Here is a 543-nt window from a genome sequence, read left to right on the forward strand (position 1 = left end):
GACACGCACGTCCTCGGTGGCGACGCGGGGCTGGCCGACGCCGTGCTTGTGCGGGATCCAGCGCAGCAGTTCCTCCACGGCGCGCGGTACGAGGGCGGGTTCGGCGCGCAGCCGGTCGGCGAGGCCGTCGTGGGTGAGGAGGGCGAAGACCATGTTGGAGGTGTTGTTGCAGACGGCGTGCCAGCCGTTGAGGCCCATCAAGGTGGCCAGGGCGAGCAGTTCCTCCTCGTCGATGCGTCCGGCGTCGACGGCGGCGACCATGGTGCTCATCAGGTCCTCGCGCGGCTGGTGGCGACGCTGGTCCGCCAGCCGCCGGAAGTACTCTCGGGCGTGCTCCTTCACCTCGCGGGCCCGTTCGGCCGCCGCCGCGTCGGAGGCTCGGGTGAGCAGGATCTGCGCCCAGTCGCGTACCTGGGGCAGATCCGCGGTGGGCATGCCGAGCACCTCGCCGATGGCGGTGAGCGGGAAGGGCGAGGTGACCGCGGCGACCAGGTCCAGGGGCGGTCCCGCGGCCTCGGCGGCGTCCAGCAGGCCGTCCACGAG

1 pseudogene is annotated in these 543 nt (G+C 72.9%); it reads right to left on the minus strand.

Annotated elements, in window-relative coordinates:
* Positions 1 to 543, minus strand: a pseudogene (locus KUM32_RS40895) (cytochrome P450); the annotation flags it as partial.

This window comes from Streptomyces sp. AC627_RSS907 (assembly GCF_019049165.1).